This window comes from Streptomyces pseudoechinosporeus (assembly GCF_054783935.1).
In genome coordinates, this window is sequence record NZ_BAAGPS010000091.1 from 101,784 (window position 1) to 123,532 (window position 21,749).

A 21,749-nucleotide genomic window follows, 5' to 3' on the forward strand; every position below is an offset into this window, starting at 1 on the left:
CCACACCCACCCACCCGCACACTCAAACCCGCCCCGCCACCACCCACTTGGACGGCAACTCAATCCGCGTACCGTCACCTTGGTACTCTGTGGTGACGAGGGGCAGCTCACCACTCGCAAGGACGGTGAGACCTACGGACCGCAGATACTCCGGCACCGCGTCATCGGCCACTTCGCCGGGCGCGATGCCGTGCCGGAAAACGGGCGCGAGCTTGGCCGGCGGGCCCTCCGGGCGCTGAGCGAGGCCGCGCAGCACGAGCCCGGCGGCCTCGGCGAGTTCGACGAGGAAGGCGCGGCCCCGCTCGCCCACCAGCGCAGCAACCCCATCGACAAGCGGCTGCCGATCATCAGGCTCGCACTGATGAAGCACACCCCGCATATACACGTTCACGTCACCGAGCTCGGCATGCAACGTCTCCGCCTCACTCTTCTCAGCCGCATCGAGCAGCCGATACGCGGCCTGCCCCGCCCGATCCACACGCCGAGCATGATCGAGTGCGGCAGCCGAGAGATCGGCCCCGACAACGTGGGGGTACCGGTCGGCAAGGAACCGCGTCTGGGTCCCGTTACCGCACCCTAGATCCACGAAGGGCAGCCCCGGAGCGGCCAAGTGCGGTTCGAACAGCGGGAGATGGACTCCGACGGTGAGGGCGGGCTCCGCGTCCCAGAAGACGGCCCCCTGTTCGTCAGGAGCTTCCCGCCAGAAGCCCTCCCACGCGTCCCTGTACCGAGTAGTCACGCTCATGCCCGCTCCCCAGGATGCGACAGCGCCCACCAAAACGGGCGGGCCAGATCGGTCTACCGCGCCCGGAGTGCGGCGACAAGCACGCGGCGCACACCTTCCATACCTTTCACGACTCATTCGACACATGTACGCCACTGCGCGCCCCTGGAACTAACGACGAGGCAGCGTCATCTCGAACCACACCGTCTTACCGGAGGCACTACGGCTGGTCCCCCACTCCCGGGCCAGCCGACTGACCACACGCAGACCACGCCCGTACTCGTCATACGGCCCCGTGCTGAGCAGCGTCGGCAACATGTGATCGTCGTCGTCCACCTCGCACAGCAGCGTGTCCCCGCGGACAAGGCGCAGCTCGATCCGCCGGCTCCCGGCGTGCCGTACGGCATTGGCGACCAGCTCGTTGACCATCAACTCAGCTTGGTCGACAAGGGAGTTGAGCCCCCACTCGTGGAGCTGTTCGCGGACCACGGCACGCGCACGGCTGACCTCGATCGGCTCGGGCGCGAGCCGCCAGGTGGCGACGTCCTCTGAGTCGATGCCGCCGAGCCGCGCCATCAGCAGCGCCACGTCGTCCTTACGGCCGCCCCGCCCCGCTTTCGAAAACGTCTCGGCGAGGGCACGAATGATGGTGTCGCAGGCGTCATCCATCGACGCCGCCGGATGCGCGGCGGACTCACACAGCGTGGCGAGCCCCACCCCGATGTCCTCGCCACGCACCTCCACCAGTCCATCCGTGCACATCACGAGCCGGTCGCCGGGCGACACCCGCACCCGTACGGTCTCGAAGGGCACCCCGCCGACCCCGATGGGCGCCCCCGTCGGCAGGTCGAGCAGATCGCTGCGGCCGTCCTCGGCACGGACCAACACCGGTGGAATATGGCCCGCGTTGGCGATCTGGAGCTCGCTCGCGATGGGGTCGTACACCGCGTACAGACAGGTCGCGAGGTAATGCTCACCGAGCCGCTGCGCCAAGTCGTCGAGGTTGCGCAGGAGTTGGGCGGGTGGCAGGTCGAGGCCCGCCATGGTCTGTACGGCGGTGCGCAACTGGCCCATCATCGCGGCCGAGTTGAGCCCGTGCCCCATCACATCGCCGACGACGAGCGCGGTCCGTGAGCCGGGCAGCTTCACCGAGTCGAACCAGTCGCCGCCGACCCGTCCCAGCAACGTACCCGGCAGATAGCGGGTGGCGATGTCGCAGCCCGACATACGGGGCGCGATATGCGGCAGCATGCTGTCCTGGAGGGTCTCGGCGACGCTCTCCTGGTACGTGTACATGCGGGCGTTGTCGAGTACGAGCCCGGCGCGGGCGGCGAGTTCGGCACCCGTCACCCGGTCCATGTCGTTGAACTCGACGCGCTCGGGGTGGCGCAGCAGGATCATGAACCCGAGCACCACATGGCGAGCCTTCAGCGGTACGACCAGCATGGAGCGGCCGGTGATGAGGGGCCGGATGTCGCGCTTCTCGAACTGCGCGGCGATCATGTGGCCCATCTGCTCGCTGATGCGCGGCACGAGGACGGGTTCGCCGGTGGTCATGCACTGGAAGAACGGCGTGTGCGCCGGGAACGGCATGGCCTCGCCGACCGGTACGACATCGTCCCAGCGGCCCGGCTCGTCAGTGTGCTCCACGGCGACGCGGTGCCACATGGTGGTCGTGTCGGGCACGCCGTCGGGGAAGCCCTCACCGGCGACGACCTGTTCGCGCAGGTACGTCCCGGCGACGTCGGTGAAGCGCGGCACCACGGCCTTGCTGACCTCGACGATGGTGCGGGACAGATCCAGCGAGCTGCCGATGCGCCCGCTGACCTCGTTCAGGAACTCCAGGCGCTCACGCACGGCGGCGTACTCGAGGTCCTCGCCGTCGTCCTCGAGGTCCGGAGGCAGGGGCTCACCGGACGCCGCCGCCCGAGCCGCACGCTCCCGGCGCGCCTTGCGCTCGGTCCGTCGCGGCACACCCCAGTCGGGCGTGACGGGCACCCGGTCGTTCTGGCTGAACTCCAGGACGGGATAGCCCAGTTCGAGAACCTGCCCGACGATGCGGGCGCTCTCGCCGACGCTCATGCTGGGCAGGATCTCGGGCAGCCGACGGGCGAGGTCCTGGGAGCCGGGGAAGTCGGTGTGCAGCGCGAAGCCGGGCGCTATGCGCTCGACGGGCGCACTCTCCCCCGTGCTGTCGTCGGCGTCGTCGCGGCGTGACCCGTCCGCGTCGGCCGCCAGCACGAGCAGCCGCTCCTGGCCGGGGCCCACCAGGGGATACGCCCACCACAGGACGTCGACCCGGTCACGGCCCGGCACCGAGAGCCGCGCACGGCCGGCCGCCGGGTAGGACAGCCGCCCGTCGAGGGACGCTTCGAGGTCGGGGCCGAGTCCGTCGTACGTGGCATACGCCCCGTACGACGTGATCTCGTCATCCTCGGGCAGGGCGCCGGACACGGGGAGCAGATCGACGGCGGCGCGGCCCACCGCCTCCTCCTTGGGGGTCCCGAACAACCGCCGGGCGCCCCGGCTCCAGTGGGAGACCAGGCCCTCGCGGTCGACGACGACCACGGCCAGCGGGACGCGGCCGGCCGCGACGCCCTCCGCCACGGCACCGTTCCCGGCTCCGCCGCCTGAAGTCGCGCCCCCATCGGTGCCACGGTCCATGGCCAAGGCCCTTCTCCCCACGGTCCGCAAGATCTGTGCCCCAGACAACCACGGTACGGGTGCGTACGGTTGCCATGTGTGGCAATCCGGGAATTGCTCCGGCGTACGCGACGGAGCGCGACCGGGCGCTATGTCAGTGGGCGCGGTAATGGGTTACTTGGTGTAACCCGTCACCCTGCCGATCCACTTGATGAAGTCGCCCGCGTCCTCATTGGCTCCGTGGCCGCCGTCCCAGTACATCGCGGCGTTGACGTCGTCGCCCAGGTTCTCCAGGCTCGCCGCGAGGTTGCCGACGACCGAGAGCGAGGTGTCGCTGTCCTTGGTGCCGACGCGGATCCACCAGTGCTTCGACCGGCCCGCGTTGTGCTGCTTGATGAAGTGCATCGGGTTCATCAGGGCGAGCTTCCTGGGCAGGTCGCTGTCGAGCCGCGCGCTGTCGTTGCCGGTGTCGTGACGCAGGCTGTAGAGCGTGAAGTGCCGGGCTTTGGTGGTGCCGTTGCCGAAGAGGTTGTTCTCCGGGGTGGAGAGGTCGAAGGCGTCGAACGACGGGGCGTCCTTCTTCCGCGCCCCCACGTGCGTGAGGAAGTCCTCCCATGTGAACGTCGCCCGGTTGTTCTTCCAGGTGATGAACGTGTTCTCGGCCAGATAGCTCGAACGGTCGGATTCCGAAAGGGACTTGAGGTACTTGGCGGCCGACGGCTGGAGGTACGTCCGCACCAGGTACGTGTCGAGATTGCGCGCCATGAGGGTGCCGAAGCCCTTCGCCCGCAGTTTCAGCGAGGCCTGGTAGTCGGCGAACGCGGAGCGCAGCTCCTTGGAGACGGCCTGGTCGGCGAGCTCGCCCGAACTCAGCTTGTTGGCGCCCCAGTTCCACTCGTACGCCATGTCGGCGTGCTCCAGGTCGGTGATGGGGCACCAGTCGCCGCTGGCGAAGATGGCGTCGCTCGCGTCGGCCGCGCCGAGCTCCTTGAGGTACGCGGCGTACAGCGGGCTGTCGCCGGACGCGCCGAGCAGGGCGGACAGGGCGCCGCCGGCGCTGGTTCCGGAGGAGACGATGCGGTCGGTGTTTCCCGGGATACGGCCCTTGTTGGCGCGTACGTACTTCACGGCGGCCTTCAGGTCCACGATGGCGGCCGGCGCCACGCCGTAGTACGTACCGTCCGAGTCGACGAGGGTCCGGCCGCGCGCGCCCGGCTCCACGACGACGTAACCCGCCGCGAGGGCCAGCTTGGCGTTGCTGACTCCGCGGTTCATGCCGGCGCCGCCCACCCCGTCGGCGTCCGCCACGGACGACGGCATGTAGCCGCCCACCGAGTTGGCGAGGAGGATGGGAGCGTCGGTGGCGTCGAGGGTCGTGCCGTCGATCGTGACGGGAACGCTGACGTTCAGGCTCTGGTACTTCTCGTCCACCGGCTTCGTGACATAGGTGATCGCCTTGTAGAAGTGGTACGTCACCTCCTTGTCGCCGTCGTCCGTGGAGATGGTCGTCGTCAGCTCCGTGTAGCCGTCCTTGTCGAAGACCAGACCGCCCGAGGCCGCCGTGGACGTCGACACCCCCTCCTCCGCCGCCGCCTGCGCGCTCAGGGCGAACCCGCCGGCCGCCGCGACACCCGCACTCGCGCCGAGCCCCATGACGACGGACCTGCGCTTCACTGCCCGGTGCTTCACTGATTTCTCCCTCGCGTTCACTGCAAGCCGGATCTTCTGCTTGCGAACGTAGGGCGCCCGTTTCAGGATTGCCAACAATTTCGTTGAATCCATTGTTGACGCACAGCACTTCACAGCAAGCACATAAGCGGCTCTCAGAGGGCGCCCATGCAAAACGGTGCAGGACGCGCCAACGCGCCCTGCACCGTTGTTTGTTGCTCAGGCTACTTCTCGACCTCGGCGGCGAGCTTCGCGAGCACCGTGTCGTAGATCCGGCCGAGGCCCTTGGGAGCGAAGGTCTTCTCGAAGAAGCCGCCGATGCCGCCGGCGCCGTCCCACACGGTGGTGACGACGACGCGGGCCGCGCCCTCGCCGGCCGGGGTGACCCGCCAGGTGGTGACCATCGAGGAGTTGCGGTCCTTCTCGACGAGTTCGCCGTCGGTGGGCTCGCTCACCTCGAGCAGGCAGTCACGGATGCGCTTGCTGGTGGCCTGGAGCTTCCAGTGGACGAGGGTGCCTTCGCCGTCACCGCCCTCGCGGACCTCGTACTCGCTGAAGTGCTCGGACAGGATCTTCCCGCGCGTGCCGCTGTAGTCGGCCAGGGCATCGAAAACGTCGTCCGGCTGAGCCGCTACAACTCGCTCCGTGGTGGCCTCGACCTGCGCCATTGCGTTCCTCCAGCACTTGGAAACTCGGGGGTTCGCGGTCAGCCAACCACCAGGCGGCCGAGTCGCCCAAATCGGGGTCCCCCAAGGGGTGCAGAAAGGGCGGCGGACACGCAGGTCGTGTTGAGGTCGCACGATCAAGGGAACAAGTGTTCTATTCTCTGCTCAGTGCTACCGAGGAGGCCTCATGCGCTGGGAGAACCTCACAGTGGAGTCCGGCGGCAATCCGCCGGAGAACCCCGCGCTGTTCGGCGCGGACGCGGTGACCACCCGCACCTTCAACAGTCCGGAGTTCCGCGGGATCACCTTCCACGAGATCCGGGCCCGGTCGATCGTGAACCGGGTGCCTGGAGCCTCACGCATGCCCTTCGAGTGGACGGTCAACCCGTACCGCGGCTGCTCCCACGCGTGCGTCTACTGTTTCGCCCGCAAAAGCCACAGCTATCTGGACCTGGACACGGGCCTCGGCTTCGACAGCCAGATCGTGGTCAAGGTGAACGCACCGGAGCTGCTGCGCCGTCAGCTGGGCTCCCGGCGCTGGCAGGGCGAGCACATAGCGATGGGCACGAACGTGGACTGCTACCAACGTGCCGAGGGCCGCTACCAGTTGATGCCCGGCATCATCGCCGCCCTGCGCGACCACGCGAACCCCTTCTCGATCCTGACGAAGGGCACCCTGATCCTGCGCGACCTCGACCTCCTGAAGCAGGCCGCCGCCGTCACCGAGGTCGGGATATCCGTCTCCGTGGGCTTCACGGACGACCACCTGTGGCGGACCGTCGAGCCGGGCACGCCCGCCCCGGAACGCCGCCTGGACGCCGTGCGCACACTCAACGAGAACGGCATCGGCTGCGGCGTACTAATGGCCCCCGTGATCCCCTTCCTGAGCGACCACCCCTCCCAACTGCGCGCCACCGTACGGGCGATCGCGGCCTCCGGAGCGACCTCGGTGACCCCGCTCGTGCTGCATCTGCGGCCGGGCGCGCGTGAGTGGTTCATGCGCTGGCTGGAGCACCATCACCCGCATCTGGTACGCCGTTATGAGCGGCTGTACGCGGAGGGCGCGTACGCCCCGAAGTGGTACCAGCGCCGGATCACCCGTCAGGTGCACGAGCTGGCCCAGGAGTACGGCATCGGTCCCACGCGCGCGGGGATGCCGCGCCGGATCCCCGAACCGGAGCCGGAGCCGACCGTACCGGGTCCCACTCAACTCACTCTGCTCTGATCACCGTTTCGCTGCTCCGACCAGCGCCTTTGCCCGACATCCGGCGGCATCGCGCTGCCCAATAGTGTCAACTCTTTGCAGAACCTGTCCTTCCTGAGGGTCATTTCCGGGACGATGCGGGGCGGGCCGTGATGTACACGGCTCAAATTCCTCCGTCCTGGGAGGCCTTGATGAAGAAAAGAGCAACCGCTCTGTGCGGTGCCGCCGCCGTGCTGGCCGGGTTGATGACCGCGGTTCCGGCCGACGCGAACGCGGGCGCCGCGACCACACCGCACTCCAACCAGTCCGCCCCCGCGGCAAAGCTCACCTGGAAGAAGTGCGGCACCGAGGACTATCCGACGCTCCAGTGCGCGTCCCTCAAAGTGCCGCTCGACCACTCGAACCCGTACAGCAAGCGCATCACGCTCGCACTGTCGCGGGTCCCGCACACCTCGAAGACGTACCAGGGACCGCTCCTTGTGAACCCGGGCGGTCCCGGCGGCAGCGGTCTCTCGCTCGCCGGGTTCGTGGCCTCCTCGCTGCCGAAGGAGGTGGCGGCGCAGTACGACGTCATCGGCTTCGACCCGCGCGGCGTCGGCGCCAGCAAGCCCGCGCTGGACTGCCGGCCGGGCCACTTCGCGCCGGTACGCCCCGACTCCGTGCCGAGCACCCCCGCCCTGGAGAAGGCCAACCTCGCCCGGGCAAAGGCCTTCGCCGAGGAGTGCGGCAAGAAGTACGCGGACGTGCTGCCGTACATCGACACGGTGAGCGCGGTCCGTGACATGGACGCCATCCGGCACGCGCTCGGCGCGAAGAAGATCAACTACTTCGGCTACTCGTACGGCACCTACCTGGGCGCCGTGTACGCGAAGCTCTACCCGGAGCGCGTACGGCGCCTGGTGCTCGACTCCATCGTCGACCCCACCGGTGTCTGGTACGACGACAACATCGATCAGGACTACGCCTTCGACACCCGCCACAAGGCCTTCATGGCGTGGGTCGCCAAGTACAACGCGACGTACAAGCTCGGCACCGATCCGGCGAAGATCGAGGCCAAGTGGTACGCGATGCGGGCGGCACTGGCGAAGAAGCCCGCGGACAACACGGTGGGCGCTTCCGAGTTGGAGGACACGTTCCTCCCCGGCGGCTACTACAACGGCTACTGGCCTTATCTCGCCGAGGCGTTCGCGGCCTATGTGAACGACAAGAACGACGACCCGCTGGTCGAGGCGTACCAGAACTTCGCCGCCGTCGACGCCGCGGGCGACAACGGCTACAGCATCTACGCCGCTGTGGAGTGCCGTGACGCGCCATGGCCGCGGGACTGGAACCAGTGGCGCCACGACAACTGGAAGGTGCACAAGAAGGCGCCGTTCATGACCTGGAACAACGCCTGGTACAACGCGCCGTGCGCGTTCTGGCCAACGGATTCGCTCGAACCGGTCGACGTCTCCAACGACTCGTTGCCGCCGGCGCTGCTGTTCCAGGCGACCGACGACGCGGCCACCCCGTACGAGGGCGGTGTCACGGTCCATCACCTGCTGCGCGACTCCAGTCTGGTCGTCGAGCAGGGCGGTGGGAACCACGGCATCACGCTGGGGGGGAACACCTGCCTCGACCAGCACCTGGCGACGTACCTGGCCACCGGCAAGGTGCCACGCAGCGACGGCGAGGCCGACGCGGTGTGCGAGACGCTGCCGGATCCCGAGCCGCTGAGCGCGCAGGAGGCCTCGAGTTCGCGCGGCGCGACGCTGCACGGGCTGCTGGGATTCCGAGGCTGAGCCTCGGTATGTGAGCGGTGGTTGCCCGTCGGGGGCGTTGTCAGTGCCGTGGTGCAGGATTGATCCATGGCCGAACTGACCCACATTCCCGCCCCCGACGGGGTCGCCCCCGCCGCTGCGTACTCCCACGTCGTGATCGGCACGGGCCGCTTCGTGGCGATCTCGGGACAGGTGGCGCTGGACGAGGACGGTGAACTCGTCGGCGAGAACGACGCCGCGGCCCAGGCCCGCCAGGTCTTCGAGAACCTGCGCCGCTGCCTGGCCGCCGCCGGGGCAACCTTCGACGACGTGGTCAAACTGACCTACTTCATCACGGACATGGCGCACATACCGGCCGTCCGCGCGGCCCGCGACGCCTGCATATCCTCCGACCGCCTCCCGGCTTCCACGGCCGTGCAGGTCGCCGGCTTGGTGCGCCCGGAGTTCCTGATGGAGATCGAGGCGTACGCGGTCGTGGCCGAGTGAGGCAGCTCCAGGTCCGCGAGATGACGTGGGCCGACTGTCCCCGAGTGGCCGAGATCCGCGTACGGGGCTGGCAGACCGCGTACAAGGGGATGATGCCGCAGCCCTACCTCGACAGACTCGACCTGGCGGACGAGGTATCGCGCCGACGGACCCACTTCGAGCAGGCCGGCGAGGGCGTGGTGAACCTGGTCGCGGAGTGGTCCGGCGAGGTGGTCGGCTGGTCGTGCCACGGCCCGTACCGCGACGGTGAACTCCCCACGAAGGACGCCGAGTTGTACGCGATCTACGTACACCCCGACCACGTCTCCCACGGCGTGGGCCAAGCCCTGCTACGAGAGTCCACAACCCGCTGCGCCACCGCAGGCCACGACCGAATGCTCCTGTGGGTACTGAAGGAGAACGCACGGGCCCGCCGTTTCTACGAACGCGCCGGCTTCACTCCGGACGGCACCGAGGAGTCCTGGGAGGTGGCGGGCGTCTCGGTACCCGAGGTGCGTTACTCCGGGCCGCTGTCCGTCGCCCCGTAAGGGGCGCGGGGAACTGCGCGACCAGCCACGACGCACCCGCAGTTCCCGTAATTCGCCCACCCACCCCTACCTGCCGGGGCCTGGGGCGGAGCCCCAGGGTATGGGAACGGGTAGGGGCGGCGGGGGCGAAAACCCCCACCCAACGCTACGCGCTACCGAGGAGATCGCTGAACCGGCAGCCGCTTAAGCGCCCCCGCAGCAGCCTGCGCCAGGGAAGGATGCGCAAGCGCCTCGTTCAAAACCGCGCGAGCGCGCTCGTCGCCCAACACCCCCAGCCCCTCCACACACGCAAGCGCCACCCGACGATACGGATCATGCGGCCGAAACCGCCGAGCCAGCGTGGTGATCAGCGCCGGCACGGCCTCAGGAGCACGCAACTCGACCAACAGCCTCACCGGATGAAGCGCATAAGCCACCCGCAGCTCATTGGTGGCAAGAGCAGCAGCCGCACGCGCGGTACGCGGATCCCCGAGCCGCGCCAGCGCATACGCAGCGGACGCACACCGCTGCGGATCGCGATGATTGAGCAGCAGCACAAGCGTCTCGAAGGCCCGCCGATCCCCGGCAAGCCCAAGCCGGAACGCCGCCAACTCCCGCGCCCACAGCGGCTGCCCGGGCGCAGTGAGCACACCGGCCAGCTCATCGAGATCACCGGTCGAGACAAGACGTTCGTAGGCGAACGCCGCCGCGGCTCCCGCCTCGTGCCGTAAGCGCCCAGTGAGCGACCGCAACTCTTCGTCCATGGCGCGAGCTTATCCGCGACGTACGTCACATAATCGCGACTCTTCCACACACTAGCGCGCTCGTTACCCGCGAGTTAAGCTCAATCGAGCGAGTTACCCACTCGCACATCTGCTTGCGGTGGCCTGGTGACGCAGCCGCCGTAAGTGTCGGTCGGTTCGGTACTTCAGGTACCTCAGTACGACATGGCTCCGGGACAGGGCCGGTCGATCTCACCGCCTCGCGGGCTTGCGTGTCTCGCCCGCGGACGGCACCGGGCGTGTGCGCTCAGTAGCCCGGCCCCACACCCGCACAACTCCCGCACTGTGTGCGCCTGTCGGCGTATCCGGATGCGTCCCTCAGTCGTCACTCATCCCTGGAGTCCCGTGATGGCCACTCCCCTGTCCGACACCTCTCCCTCCCCGCTCAAGACCGTCGCCGTGGTCGGCCTCGGCACGATGGGCACCGGCATCGCCGAGGTCCTCGCCCGGGCCGGCCGCGAGGTCGTCGGCATCGACATCAGCGAGTCCGCCGCCGCCCGGGCCCACGCCGCGCTCGAGGCCTCGACCGCCCGTGCCGTGCGGCGCGAGCGGCTCACCGAGCAGGAGCGCGAGGAGGTCCTCGCCCGCTTCCGTACCTCCACCGATCTGCGCGCCGCGGCCGACGCCGACCTGGTGATCGAGGTGGCCCCGGAGTCGTACGAGATCAAGCGGCAGATCTTCCGTGAGCTCGACGGCATCGTACGCCCGGAGACGATCCTGGCGACCGGCACCAACGCCCTCTCGGTCACCCGGCTCGCCGCCGACTCGGCCCGTCCCGAGCGCGTTCTCGGGCTGCACTTCTTCAATCCGGCGCCCGCGATGAAGCTGGTCGAGGTCGTCTCGTCCGTGCTGACCTCGCCGGGTGCCGTCGCCGCCGTCACAGATCTCGCCCTCGAACTGGGCAAGGAGCCCGTCGCCGTCGGCGACCGCCCCGGCTTCGTCGCCGACGGTCTGCTGTTCGGCTACCTCAACCAGGCGGCCGCGATGTACGAGGCGAAGTACGCGAGCCGCGAGGACATCGACGCCGCGATGAAGCTGGGCTGCGGACTGCCCATGGGCCCGCTCGAGCTGCTCGACCTCATCGGCGTCGACACCGCGCGTACGGTCCTGGAGGCCATGTACGCCGCCTCGCACGACCGACTGCACGCGCCCGCGCCCATCCTCAGGCAGCTCAGCGAGGCGGGCCTGACCGGCCGCAAGTCGGGCCGCGGCTTCTACACGTACGACGCTCCGGGCAGCGGAACCGTCGTGCGGGACGCCCTGACGCCGCTGGCCTCAGGCCCCGAAACCCCCGGCCGCCCCGTCCGCTCGGTCGGCGTCGCCGGCTCCGGCACGATGGCGTCCGGGATCGCCGAGGTCTTCGCGAAGGCCGGGTACGAGGTCGTGCTCGCCGCGCGCAGCGAGGAGAAGGCGCAGTCCGCCAAGGCCCGTATCGGCAAGTCGCTTTCGCGCTCTGTCGACAAGGGACGGATGACGGCCGAGGCCGCCGCCGAGACTCTGGAGCGGATCACTCCGGCGGGTTCGTACGACGCCTTCGCCGAGGTCGATCTGGCGCTGGAGGCTGTCGCCGAGGACCTGGAGATCAAGCAGCAGCTGTTCGCGGTGTTCGACAAGGTCTGCAAGCCGGGCGCGATCCTGGCCACCACGACCTCCTCGCTGCCCGTCATCGCCTGCGCCCGCGCCACCTCGCGCCCGCAGGACGTGATCGGCATGCACTTCTTCAACCCGGCCCCGGCGATGAAGCTGGTCGAGGTCGTCCGGACCGTCCTGACGGCGGACGATGTGCATGCCACGGTCCGTGAGCTGTGCACGAAGATCAGGAAGCACCCGGTGGACTGCGGTGACCGCGCGGGCTTCATCGTGAACGCGCTGCTGTTCCCGTATCTGAACAACGCGATCAAGATGGTCCAGGAGCACTACGCCTCGCTCGACGACATAGACGCCGCGATGAAGCTCGGCGGCGGCTACCCGATGGGCCCCTTCGAACTCCTCGACGTGGTCGGCCTCGATGTCTCGCTGGCCATCGAGAAGGTCCTGCACCGCGAGTTCCGCGACCCGGGCCTGGCCCCGGCGCCGCTACTCGAGCACCTGGTGGCCGCGGGCTGCCTCGGCCGCAAGACCGGCCGCGGCTTCCGCGAATATGCCCGGCGCTGAGCGGCGGCCCGGCGACCGGTTCACGGACCGCACGGACTGGGGCGGACTGCTCGCCCCGGCCGACGCCTCTCCCCCCGCCCAGGGCGGGGGGAGACCGGATCTTGAGCGCCCCGCTCCACGAATGCAGTACGTTCGGGGCATGTCCCAGCCCGTCAAGTCTTCCCGTACGCCAGCCACGCCCGACGCTCCGGAGAGTGCCGCGGGCAGTCGTGCCGCCGCCCAACGGCTCAAGATGCGCCGGGAGTTGGCGGCCGCGGCGATGGAACTGTTCGCGACCAAGGGCTACGAGGCGACGACCGTCGACGAGATCGCCGCCGCGGCCGGGGTCGCCCGGCGCACCTTCTTCCGGCACTTCCGCTCCAAGGAAGAGGCGATCTTTCCCGATCACGACGACACGCTGATCCGAGCAGAGGCGGTGCTCAATGCCGCGCCGGCGCACGAGCATCCGCTCGACACCGTGTGCCGCGGCATCAAGGAAGTCATGAAGATGTACGCGGCCCGGCCGGAGATCTCGGTGTCGCGTTACAAGCTCACCCGTGAGGTGCCGACGCTGCGGGAGGCGGAGATCGCGTCCGTGGCGCGGTACGAGCGGCTGTTCACGCGCTATCTGCTGGGGCACTTCGACGAGCACGCGCACGACGACGACGCGAACGACGATCCGCTGCTCGCGGAGGTCGCCGCCTCGGCCGTGGTCACGGCGCACAACCACGTACTGCGGCGATGGCTGCGGGCTGGCGGGCAGGGCGACGTGGAGGCGCAGCTGGACCACGCGTTCGCCATCGTCCAGAAGACCTTCGGTTCGGGGATCGGGGCGGGGATCGGGGCGGGGCGTGAGACCGCGCCTCGCTCAGCCGCGGCCTCGGTCGCCTCGCAGGGCGAGGTGCTGGTCACGGTGGCCAGGACAGACGCACCGCTCGACGAAGTGATGAAGACGATCGAGCAGGCCCTGAAGAACCGCTGACCGAGTGGGCGGGCGCGGTCAGTAGAACGCCCCGCCCGCAACAAGTACGCCCCCGCAGCGCCACTTTTGATCGATCATCGCTCATCTGTTACGGCGAGATTGCATCTGAGCGAAATTGTTGGCACTGCGTGCCTTGCGGCGTGACACGCGGTGCCATACGTTGGAGTAGTCCGGGCGGCCGGCGTGCAGAGCACTTTCGTACGCCGGCTGTCCCCGCAAGCTTCATGGCCTGCGCGCCCGGACGCCTGCGTCACAGGCAACCTTCCGCGCCACAAAGCGCTGCCGAGCACCACCTTCGCCGAACCGACGGCACGCCTCACACCAGCAGCAACCACCCCGACGTAACCCTCAAGCGCTCCCCCGAGCGCTCGCTTCGCCGGAGGCAACACCGTGAAGGAAATCCTGGACGCGATTCAGTCGCAGTCAGCCACGTCCGCCGACTTCGCCGCTCTGCCGCTCCCTGAGTCGTACCGCGCGATCACCGTGCACAAGGACGAGACGGAGATGTTCGCCGGGCTCACCACCCGAGACAAGGACCCCCGCAAGTCGATCCACCTGGACAACGTGCCGGTGCCCGAACTCGGCCCCGGCGAGGCCCTGGTGGCCGTCATGGCCTCCTCGGTCAACTACAACTCGGTGTGGACCTCGATCTTCGAGCCGCTGCCCACCTTCGGCTTCCTGGAGCGGTACGGCAAGCTCTCCGAGCTCACCAAGCGCCACGACCTGCCGTACCACATCATCGGCTCCGACCTCGCGGGCGTCGTCCTGCGCACCGGCCCCGGCGTGAACGCCTGGCAGCCCGGTGACGAGGTCGTCGCACACTGTCTGTCGGTCGAGCTGGAGTCGTCCGACGGCCACAACGACACCATGCTCGACCCCGAGCAGCGCATCTGGGGCTTCGAGACGAACTTCGGCGGGCTGGCAGAGATCGCCCTCGTCAAGTCCAACCAGCTGATGCCGAAGCCGGACCACCTCAGCTGGGAGGAGGCCGCCGCTCCCGGACTGGTCAACTCCACCGCGTACCGGCAGCTGGTGTCCCGCAACGGCGCCGACATGAAGCAGGGCGACAACGTCCTCATCTGGGGCGCGAGCGGTGGACTCGGCTCGTACGCCACGCAGTTCGCGCTCGCGGGCGGCGCCAACCCCATCTGTGTCGTGTCCTCTCCCCAGAAGGCGGAGATCTGCCGTTCGATGGGCGCCGAGGCGATCATCGACCGGACCGCCGAGGACTACAAGTTCTGGAAGGACGAGCACCACCAGGACCCGCGCGAGTGGAAGCGCTTCGGCAAGCGCATCCGTGAGCTGACGGGCGGCGAGGACGTCGACATCGTCTTCGAGCACCCGGGCCGCGAGACCTTCGGCGCAAGCGTTTACGTCACGCGCAAGGGCGGCACGATCGTCACCTGTGCCTCGACCTCGGGCTACAACCACGAGTACGACAACCGCTACCTGTGGATGTCCCTGAAGCGGATCATCGGCTCGCACTTCGCCAACTACCGCGAGGCCTGGGAGGCCAACCGGCTCATCGCGAAGGGCAAGATCCACCCGACGCTCTCCAAGGTGTACTCCCTGGAGGAGACCGGGCAGGCCGCGTACGACGTGCACCGCAATCTCCACCAGGGCAAGGTGGGCGTGCTGGCACTGGCGCCCCGCGAAGGGCTCGGCGTGCGCGACCAGGAGAAGCGCGCGCAGCACATCGACGCCATCAACCGCTTCCGGAACGTGTGACATGACAGAGCCGCGTAACACCGCGCCTTCGGCACAGGGCGCGCCGCAGGCGCAAAGGGAGAAGGCCCGGCCTTGGCTCATGCGGACGTACGCCGGTCACTCCACGGCCGAGGCGTCCAACGAGCTGTACCGGCGCAACCTCGCCAAGGGCCAGACCGGCCTGTCGGTCGCGTTCGACCTGCCGACGCAGACAGGCTACGACCCCGACCACATCCTCGCCCGCGGCGAGGTCGGCCGGGTCGGGGTCCCGGTCTCGCACGTCGGTGACATGCGCCGGCTGTTCCAGGACATCCCCCTGGACCAGATGAACACCTCGATGACGATCAACGCCACGGCCATGTGGCTGCTGGCGCTCTACCAGGTCGTCGCGGAGGAGCAGGGCCTCGACAAGGAGGCCATCACCAGGCTCCAGGGGACGACGCAGAACGACATCGTGAAGGAGTACCTGTCGCGGGGCACGCATGTGTTCCCGCCGGTGCCTTCGCTCCGTCTGACCACGGACATGATCGCGTACACGGTCTCCCACATCCCCAAGTGGAACCCGATCAACATCTGCAGCTACCACCTCCAGGAGGCCGGAGCCACTCCGGTCCAGGAGATCGCGTACGCGATGTCGACGGCGATCGCGGTACTGGACGCGGTGCGCGACAGCGGCCAGGTGCCGCAGGAGCGCATGGGCGATGTCGTCGCCCGCATCTCCTTCTTCGTGAACGCGGGTGTCCGCTTCATCGAGGAGATGTGCAAGATGCGGGCGTTCGGCCGCATCTGGGACAAGATCACGCGCGAGCGGTACGGGATCGAGAACCCCAAGCACCGGCGTTTCCGGTACGGCGTCCAGGTCAACTCCCTCGGCCTGACCGAGGCGCAGCCGGAGAACAACGTCCAGCGGATCGTGCTCGAGATGCTGGCCGTGACCCTCTCGAAGGACGCACGCGCGCGTGCCGTGCAACTTCCCGCCTGGAACGAGGCGCTGGGCCTCCCCCGCCCCTGGGACCAGCAGTGGTCGCTGCGCATGCAGCAGGTCCTCGCGTACGAGAGCGACCTGCTCGAGTACGAGGACATCTTCGACGGCTCGCACGTCATCGAGGCCAAGGTGGCCGCCCTGGTCGAGGAGTCGCTCGCCGAGATCGACCGCATCCAGGAGATGGGCGGTGCGATGGCGGCCGTCGAGTCGGGCTACCTGAAGTCGCAGCTCGTCGCCTCGCATGCCGAGCGCAGGGCTCGTATCGAGTCCGGTCAAGAGAAGATCGTCGGCGTCAACATCTTCGAGACGACCGAGCCGAACCCGCTGACGGCCGACCTGGACACCGCGATCCATACGGCCGACCCGACGGTCGAGGAGCGCGTCGTACGGGCCCTGGATGAGTGGCGTGCCACGCGCGACCACCCGCGTGCGAGAACGGCGCTGGAGCGGCTCAAGGAGGCGGCGGCCGGCACGGACAACCTGATGGAGGCCACGCTGGAGTGCGCCCGTGCGGGGGTCACCACCGGCGAGTGGTCCGGGGCCCTGCGCGAGGTGTTCGGCGAGTTCCGGGCGCCCACGGGGGTCTCGTCGGCGCCGGTCGCCGTGACGGCCGAGGCAGGCACCGCGCTCGCGCTCGTACGCCGGCAGGTGGACCTGACCGCCCGCGCCCTCGGCGTCGGCAAGCTCCGCTTCCTGGTGGGCAAGCCGGGCCTGGACGGGCACTCCAACGGCGCCGAGCAGATCGCCGTACGGGCCCGGGACGCCGGGTTCGAGGTGGTCTACCAGGGCATCCGGCTCACGCCCGAGGAGATCGTGGACGCGGCCATCGCGGAGGACGTGCACGCGGTCGGCCTGTCCATCCTGTCCGGCTCGCACGCCCAGCTGGTGCCGGACGTCCTGGAGCGGCTGCGTGTGGCAGGAGCCACAGATATACCGGTGATCGCAGGTGGCATCATCCCGAACGGAGACGCCGAACAGCTGAGGGCCGTCGGAGTCGCCGCCGTCTTCACCCCGAAGGACTTCGACATCACCGGGATCATCGGCCGCATCGTCGACGAGATCCGCAAAGCGAACAAGCTCGACCCCCTGGAGGTCCCCGCATGACCAGCCCTGCTCCCCAGGTCAACCGCCTGCGTCCGCGGCGCTCCTGCCTCGCCGTGCCGGGAAGCAATCCGCGCTTCCTGGAGAAGGCCCAGGGCCTCCCCGCCGACCAGGTCTTCCTGGACCTGGAGGACGCGTGCGCGCCGCTCGCCAAGCCCGAGGCGCGGCACACCATCGTCAAGTTCCTCAACGAGGGCGACTGGACGGGCAAGACGCGGGTCGTGCGCGTCAACGACTGGACGACGGAGTGGACGTACCGCGATGTCGTGACGGTGGTCGAAGGTGCGGGCCCGAACCTCGACTGCATCATGCTGCCGAAGGTGCAGGACGCCCAGCAGGTGGTGGCCCTGGACCTCCTCCTCACCCAGATCGAGAAGACGATGGGCTTCGAGGTCGGCAAGATCGGTATCGAGGCGCAGATCGAGAACGCCCAGGGTCTCAACAACGTCAACGAGATCGCCCAGGCGTCCCCCCGCGTCGAGACGATCATTTTCGGCCCGGCCGACTTCATGGCATCGATCAACATGAAGTCGCTGGTCGTGGGCGAGCAGCCGCCCGGCTACCCGGCGGACGCCTACCACTACATCCTGATGAAGATCCTGATGGCCGCCCGCGCCAACAACCTCCAGGCGATCGACGGCCCCTATCTGCAGATCCGCAACGTCGACGGCTACCGCGAGGTCGCACAGCGAGCCGCCGCGCTCGGCTTCGACGGCAAGTGGGTGCTGCACCCGGGCCAGGTCGAGGCGTCCAACGAGATCTTCTCGCCGTCCCAGGAGGACTTCGACCACGCCGAGCTGATCCTGGACGCGTACGAGTACTACACGTCCGAGGCGGGCGGCAAGAAGGGCTCCGCGATGATCGGCGACGAGATGATCGACGAGGCGAGCCGCAAGATGGCGCTCGTCATCTCGGGCAAGGGCCGGGCGGCCGGCATGACCCGTACGTCCAAGTTCGAAGCTCCGGAGGCCTGACCACCATGCAGTTCGGACGCACCTACGAGGAGTTCGAGGTCGGCGCGGTCTACAAGCACTGGCCCGGAAAGACCGTCACGGAGTACGACGACCACCTCTTCTGTCTCCTGACGATGAACCACCACCCGCTCCACATGGACGCCAACTATGCGGAGAACACGACGGACTTCGGGAAGAACGTCGTCGTAGGGAACTACATCTACTCGCTCCTGCTCGGCATGTCGGTCCCCGACGTGTCCGGCAAGGCGATCGCCAACCTGGAGATCGAGTCGCTGCGTCACGTCGCGCCGACCTTCCACGGCGACACGATCTACGGCGAGACGACCGTCCTCGACAAGACGCCCTCCAAGTCGAAGAGCGACCGCGGAATCGTTTACGTCGAGACAAAGGGCTACAAGCAGGACGGCACGCTGGTCTGCGTGTTCCGCCGCAAGGTGATGGTCCCCACCGAGACGTACATCAAGGAGCGCGGCGGCGAGCAGCCCGGCCGGCCCCAGCTCAAGGAGCAGGAGAAGTAGCCATGGCGCGACTCGCCCAGACCGCCGGTCTGACCGACATCCAGCAGGAGATCCTGTCCACCGTCCGGGACTTCGTGGACAAGGAGATCATCCCGGTCGCGACCGAGCTGGAGCACCGCGACGAGTACCCGCAGCAGATCGTCGACGGCCTCAAGGAGTTGGGCCTCTTCGGGCTGATGATCCCCGAGGAGTACGGGGGCCTGGGTGAGTCGCTCCTCACCTACGCGCTGTGCGTGGAGGAGATCGCACGCGGCTGGATGTCGGTCTCCGGCATCATCAACACGCACTTCATCGTGGCGTACATGCTCAAGCAGCACGGCACCGAGGAGCAGAAGGACTACTTCCTGCCGCGGATGGCGGCGGGCGAGATCCGCGGTGCGTTCTCCATGTCGGAACCGGGGCTCGGCTCGGACGTGTCGGCGATCACGTCGAAGGCGGTGAAGGACGGCGACGAGTACGTCCTGAACGGTCAGAAGATGTGGCTGACGAACGGTGGTACGTCGACTCTCGTGGCCGTCCTCGTGAAAAGTGACGAAGGACACCCGGAGGGCACCGCGCCCCACAAGTCGATGACGACCTTCCTGGTCGAGAAGAAGCCCGGCTTCGGTGAGGTCCGACCCGGACTGACCATCCCCGGGAAGATCGACAAGATGGGCTACAAGGGCGTCGACACCACCGAGTTGATCATGGATGGCCTGCGCATTCCGGCCAATCGTGTACTCGGCGGAGCCACCGGCCGCGGCTTTTACCAAATGATGGACGGGGTCGAGGTCGGCCGCGTGAATGTGGCGGCGCGTGGCTGTGGCGTCGCTCAGCGTGCGTTCGAGCTCGGTGTCTCGTATGCCCAGCAGCGTCACACTTTCGGCAAGGCGATCGCCCAGCACCAGGCCATCCAGTTCAAGCTGGCGGAGATGGCTACCAAGGTCGAGGCCGCCCATGCGATGATGGTGAACGCAGCACGCAAAAAGGACTCAGGGGAGCGAAACGACCTCGAGGCAGGGATGGCGAAGTACCTCGCCTCCGAATACTGCAAGGAAGTCGTGGAGGACGCGTTCCGGATCCATGGCGGCTACGGCTTCTCGAAGGAGTACGAGATCGAGCGCCTCTACCGTGAGGCTCCGATGCTGCTGATCGGCGAAGGTACCGCCGAGATCCAGAAAATGATCATCGGGCGCCGGCTGCTCGAAGAGTATCGATTCCACGGATAGACGCACCGATTGGGGTGTTTTGCTCGAGGTGAACATCACACCCCGTCAACACTCTTCGGCCGTCGACTCGGCTTCCTGGCTTGCCCAGTTGCGGCCCGTGACCGGTACGATCCCAGGAAGCCGCCGTCCCCCTCCTGCAGCGCGGCACCATCCGCTACGAAGGTCATCCATGCCCCACAGCCAAACCTCTGCACCTCGCGACAGCCTGGTCGGCGCACGCCTTGCGCGCGGAGCATCGCCGTGGCTCCTCCCGACCGTCGCCACCGCAGCCCTCAGCCTGGTACGCGCGCGCAAGTCCGGCGCCGCCAAGGCCGTGGCCGTACCCGCCACCGCGCTCGCGGCGGGCATGCTGTGGTTCTTCCGCGACCCCGAGCGCGAGATCGCCCCGGGCCGGGTCATCTCGCCCGCCGACGGAGTGGTGCAGAGCATCATGCCGTGGAAGGACGGCCGCACCCGCGTCGCGATCTTCATGAGCCCGCTGAACGTCCATGTGAACCGCGCCCCGCTCTCCGGCACAGTCACGTCGGTCGAGCACATCCCCGGGGGGTTCGTTCCGGCGTTCAACAAGGAGAGCGAGAACAACGAGCGCGTCGTCTGGCACTTCGACACCGAACTCGGCGACATCGAGATGATCCAGATCGCCGGTGCGGTCGCGCGACGCATCGTGCCGTACGTTCCGCAGGGCACCAAGGTCGAGCAGGGGGACCGGATCGGCCTGATCCGCTTCGGCTCGCGCGTCGACATCTACCTCCCCGAGGGCGTCGAGGTCGCGGTGGAGGTCGGTCAGAAGACGGTGGCTGGGGTGACTCGCATTGACCGTGATTGATCCGGAAACTCAGGCAGGCACCGGCTGGGTGCCCGAGGCCGACGAGGTGGACGAAGAGGAGGAGATGCCCCTCTCTCTCCGCCTCTCAATAGCGGACACCCTCACCCTCGGTAACGCCACCTGCGGCTTCATGGCGGTGTACTTCACCACCACCGGCATCCTGATCCCGCACCTCACGGGCAGCCAGGAGTCGGGTATGGCCCGGAACAGCGCGGCCACGGCCGTGATCCTGATGCTGTGCGCGGCGGTCTTCGACCTCTTCGACGGACTGGTGGCCCGCAAGCTGCGCTCCTCCCCCATGGGCGCGGAGCTCGACAACCTCTCGGACCTGATCAGCTTCGGTCTGGCGCCCGCGTACTTCGTCCTCGTCTACGGCATGGTCGCGGACGACGCACAGCAGCGAGTGGCGGCGGTGGGGGCCATCGTTGTCCTGCTGGCGGTCGTGCTGCGGCTCGCCAGATTCTCGTGTGTGACGGTGAAGGACGGCACGTTCCAGGGCATGCCGTCACCGTTCGGCGCGCTGACCGTGGTGTCCATCGTGCTCCTTGAGCTGCCCTTCGTCGCCACGCTCATGGCGATCCTGGGCACGGCCTGGCTGATGGTGAGCCGCGTCGAGTACCCGAAGCCGCGGGGCCGCCTCGCGGTGGCGATGCTCTCCTGGATCGTCCTCAGCATGGGCCTGCTGACGTCCTGGGCCTTCGACGCCCCCGGCGGCCAGCTCCTCCTCCAGACCGGCTGCGCACTCCAGCTGGTCACGGGCGCGGTGATCCCCCTCTTCGCCACGGCTCGGCGGGTGAACAACTTCCGCGACAACCGGCGTGAGGCGCGGGCGGCGCAGTTGCCTTAAGCGGCAGGCAGGACGGACAGACGGGTTGGG

18 protein-coding genes are annotated in these 21,749 nt (G+C 68.2%); 13 read left to right on the forward strand and 5 right to left on the reverse strand.

Annotation, left to right across the window (positions count from 1 at the left end; genetic code table 11):
* Positions 1-22: 22 nt before the first annotated feature.
* From ACYVO6_RS47345 to ACYVO6_RS47360, 4 genes are all read right to left on the reverse strand, one after another.
* Positions 23-745: a class I SAM-dependent methyltransferase gene (locus ACYVO6_RS47345; RefSeq protein ID WP_461072876.1), complete on the reverse strand. Its 723-nt coding sequence runs from the start codon at positions 743-745 to the stop codon at positions 23-25.
* 150 nt (positions 746-895) lie between these two features.
* Entirely contained in the window at positions 896-3,388 is a 2,493-nt protein-coding gene (locus tag ACYVO6_RS47350; protein ID WP_461072878.1) for an ATP-binding SpoIIE family protein phosphatase, read from the reverse strand.
* A gap of 153 nt (positions 3,389-3,541) precedes the next feature.
* Positions 3,542-5,020, reverse strand: coding sequence for a subtype B tannase (locus ACYVO6_RS47355; protein ID WP_461073129.1), 1,479 nt, complete (start codon positions 5,018-5,020; stop codon positions 3,542-3,544).
* Positions 5,021-5,259: 239 nt separating this feature from the next.
* Positions 5,260-5,703 carry an SRPBCC family protein gene (locus ACYVO6_RS47360; protein ID WP_189323280.1) on the reverse strand — a complete coding sequence of 148 codons (444 nt, stop codon included), beginning with the start codon at positions 5,701-5,703 and terminating at the stop codon, positions 5,260-5,262.
* 184 nt (positions 5,704-5,887) lie between these two features.
* Here ACYVO6_RS47360 and ACYVO6_RS47365 point away from each other — a divergent pair, with 184 nt between their 5' ends.
* The 4 genes from ACYVO6_RS47365 to ACYVO6_RS47380 all read left to right on the forward strand — a co-directional run bounded on the left by ACYVO6_RS47365 (position 5,888) and on the right by ACYVO6_RS47380 (position 9,677).
* Positions 5,888-6,925, forward strand: a complete 1,038-nt coding sequence (locus tag ACYVO6_RS47365; RefSeq protein WP_461072880.1) for an Rv2578c family radical SAM protein — start codon at positions 5,888-5,890, stop codon at positions 6,923-6,925.
* Between the two features lie 170 nt (positions 6,926-7,095).
* On the forward strand, positions 7,096-8,685 hold the full coding sequence (locus tag ACYVO6_RS47370; protein WP_461072882.1) for an alpha/beta hydrolase: 1,590 nt from the start codon (positions 7,096-7,098) through the stop codon (positions 8,683-8,685).
* A gap of 66 nt (positions 8,686-8,751) precedes the next feature.
* Complete coding sequence (locus tag ACYVO6_RS47375) at positions 8,752-9,150, forward strand: RidA family protein (protein ID WP_461072884.1); 399 nt, start codon at positions 8,752-8,754, stop codon at positions 9,148-9,150.
* 20 nt (positions 9,151-9,170) lie between these two features.
* Entirely contained in the window at positions 9,171-9,677 is a 507-nt protein-coding gene (locus ACYVO6_RS47380; RefSeq protein WP_461072886.1) for a GNAT family N-acetyltransferase, read from the forward strand.
* A gap of 152 nt (positions 9,678-9,829) precedes the next feature.
* On the opposite strand, the gene ACYVO6_RS47385 is transcribed toward ACYVO6_RS47380, so the two are convergent.
* Entirely contained in the window at positions 9,830-10,420 is a 591-nt protein-coding gene (locus tag ACYVO6_RS47385; RefSeq protein WP_461072888.1) for an adenylosuccinate lyase, read from the reverse strand.
* Positions 10,421-10,786: 366 nt separating this feature from the next.
* On the opposite strand from ACYVO6_RS47385, the gene ACYVO6_RS47390 reads away from it, so the two are divergent.
* From ACYVO6_RS47390 to pssA, 9 genes are all read left to right on the forward strand, one after another.
* Positions 10,787-12,592: a 3-hydroxyacyl-CoA dehydrogenase family protein gene (locus tag ACYVO6_RS47390; RefSeq protein WP_461072890.1), complete on the forward strand. Its 1,806-nt coding sequence runs from the start codon at positions 10,787-10,789 to the stop codon at positions 12,590-12,592.
* Between the two features lie 139 nt (positions 12,593-12,731).
* A complete protein-coding gene (locus ACYVO6_RS47395) occupies positions 12,732-13,553 on the forward strand; it encodes a TetR family transcriptional regulator (protein ID WP_461072892.1) in 822 nt (273 codons plus the stop codon).
* Positions 13,554-13,943: 390 nt separating this feature from the next.
* Positions 13,944-15,281 carry a crotonyl-CoA carboxylase/reductase gene (gene ccrA / locus ACYVO6_RS47400; RefSeq protein WP_461072894.1) on the forward strand — a complete coding sequence of 446 codons (1,338 nt, stop codon included), beginning with the start codon at positions 13,944-13,946 and terminating at the stop codon, positions 15,279-15,281.
* Position 15,282: 1 nt separating this feature from the next.
* Positions 15,283-17,349: a protein meaA gene (locus tag ACYVO6_RS47405; RefSeq protein WP_461072896.1), complete on the forward strand. Its 2,067-nt coding sequence runs from the start codon at positions 15,283-15,285 to the stop codon at positions 17,347-17,349.
* Positions 17,346-18,320: an HpcH/HpaI aldolase/citrate lyase family protein gene (locus ACYVO6_RS47410; RefSeq protein ID WP_033320202.1), complete on the forward strand. Its 975-nt coding sequence runs from the start codon at positions 17,346-17,348 to the stop codon at positions 18,318-18,320. Before ACYVO6_RS47405 ends, ACYVO6_RS47410 begins: the two co-directional genes overlap by 4 nt.
* Before the next feature lie 5 nt (positions 18,321-18,325).
* On the forward strand, positions 18,326-18,838 hold the full coding sequence (locus ACYVO6_RS47415; RefSeq protein ID WP_461072898.1) for a MaoC family dehydratase: 513 nt from the start codon (positions 18,326-18,328) through the stop codon (positions 18,836-18,838).
* Positions 18,839-18,840: 2 nt separating this feature from the next.
* Entirely contained in the window at positions 18,841-20,046 is a 1,206-nt protein-coding gene (locus tag ACYVO6_RS47420; protein ID WP_461072900.1) for an acyl-CoA dehydrogenase family protein, read from the forward strand.
* A 169-nt stretch (positions 20,047-20,215) separates the two neighbouring features.
* Positions 20,216-20,872: a phosphatidylserine decarboxylase gene (locus ACYVO6_RS47425; protein WP_461072902.1), complete on the forward strand. Its 657-nt coding sequence runs from the start codon at positions 20,216-20,218 to the stop codon at positions 20,870-20,872.
* Positions 20,873-20,900: 28 nt separating this feature from the next.
* Complete coding sequence (pssA, locus tag ACYVO6_RS47430; protein WP_165343646.1) at positions 20,901-21,719, forward strand: CDP-diacylglycerol--serine O-phosphatidyltransferase; 819 nt, start codon at positions 20,901-20,903, stop codon at positions 21,717-21,719.
* The last annotated feature ends 30 nt before the right edge of the window (positions 21,720-21,749 follow it).

Excerpts from the sequence above, each read along its gene's own strand:
- ACYVO6_RS47345 (WP_461072876.1), bottom strand. The coding sequence starts at position 745 with ATGAGCGTGACTACTCGGTACAGGGACGCGTGGGAGGGCTTCTGGCGG.
- ACYVO6_RS47350 (WP_461072878.1), bottom strand. The coding sequence starts at position 3,388 with ATGGACCGTGGCACCGATGGGGGCGCGACTTCAGGCGGCGGAGCCGGG.
- ACYVO6_RS47355 (WP_461073129.1), bottom strand. The coding sequence starts at position 5,020 with ATGGGGCTCGGCGCGAGTGCGGGTGTCGCGGCGGCCGGCGGGTTCGCC.
- ACYVO6_RS47360 (WP_189323280.1), bottom strand. The coding sequence starts at position 5,703 with ATGGCGCAGGTCGAGGCCACCACGGAGCGAGTTGTAGCGGCTCAGCCG.
- ACYVO6_RS47365 (WP_461072880.1), top strand. The coding sequence starts at position 5,888 with ATGCGCTGGGAGAACCTCACAGTGGAGTCCGGCGGCAATCCGCCGGAG.
- ACYVO6_RS47370 (WP_461072882.1), top strand. The coding sequence starts at position 7,096 with ATGAAGAAAAGAGCAACCGCTCTGTGCGGTGCCGCCGCCGTGCTGGCC.
- ACYVO6_RS47375 (WP_461072884.1), top strand. The coding sequence starts at position 8,752 with ATGGCCGAACTGACCCACATTCCCGCCCCCGACGGGGTCGCCCCCGCC.
- ACYVO6_RS47380 (WP_461072886.1), top strand. The coding sequence starts at position 9,171 with ATGACGTGGGCCGACTGTCCCCGAGTGGCCGAGATCCGCGTACGGGGC.
- ACYVO6_RS47385 (WP_461072888.1), bottom strand. The coding sequence starts at position 10,420 with ATGGACGAAGAGTTGCGGTCGCTCACTGGGCGCTTACGGCACGAGGCG.
- ACYVO6_RS47390 (WP_461072890.1), top strand. The coding sequence starts at position 10,787 with ATGGCCACTCCCCTGTCCGACACCTCTCCCTCCCCGCTCAAGACCGTC.
- ACYVO6_RS47395 (WP_461072892.1), top strand. The coding sequence starts at position 12,732 with ATGTCCCAGCCCGTCAAGTCTTCCCGTACGCCAGCCACGCCCGACGCT.
- ACYVO6_RS47405 (WP_461072896.1), top strand. The coding sequence starts at position 15,283 with ATGACAGAGCCGCGTAACACCGCGCCTTCGGCACAGGGCGCGCCGCAG.
- ACYVO6_RS47410 (WP_033320202.1), top strand. The coding sequence starts at position 17,346 with ATGACCAGCCCTGCTCCCCAGGTCAACCGCCTGCGTCCGCGGCGCTCC.
- ACYVO6_RS47415 (WP_461072898.1), top strand. The coding sequence starts at position 18,326 with ATGCAGTTCGGACGCACCTACGAGGAGTTCGAGGTCGGCGCGGTCTAC.
- ACYVO6_RS47420 (WP_461072900.1), top strand. The coding sequence starts at position 18,841 with ATGGCGCGACTCGCCCAGACCGCCGGTCTGACCGACATCCAGCAGGAG.
- ACYVO6_RS47425 (WP_461072902.1), top strand. The coding sequence starts at position 20,216 with ATGCCCCACAGCCAAACCTCTGCACCTCGCGACAGCCTGGTCGGCGCA.